The organism is Psychrobacter sp. TB55-MNA-CIBAN-0194 (assembly GCF_040309505.1).
GTDB classification, from domain to species: Bacteria; Pseudomonadota; Gammaproteobacteria; order Pseudomonadales; family Moraxellaceae; genus Psychrobacter; species Psychrobacter fozii.
Map to the genome: position 1 here is coordinate 1 of NZ_JBEOOW010000802.1, position 235 is coordinate 235.

Annotated in this window: 1 protein-coding gene; it reads left to right on the top strand. The window is 48.5% G+C overall.

Annotated features, from left to right (window positions below):
- The coding region (locus tag AAEY75_RS17145; protein ID WP_352260389.1) for an FAD-binding protein at nucleotides 1–235 on the top strand (235 nt) is incomplete at both ends.

Consider the following 235-nt stretch of genomic DNA (forward strand, 5'->3'; position numbering starts at 1 on the left):
TGCTTTACCAGAGTCGCTGAGCATTACCATATTAAGTAAAGCTGCATTGGAAGTTAGCTCAAGCCATTATGCCCAAGGCGGTATCGCCGCAAGCTTGGACAAAAATGATTCGGTAGCTGACCATATCGCCGATACGCTAATCGCTGGTGCAGGATTATGTGCAGCGGATAATACGGTCAATATTTTAAGCGCCGGCCAACAAGCGGTTCAATGGCTATGTGAGCAAGGCGTACCC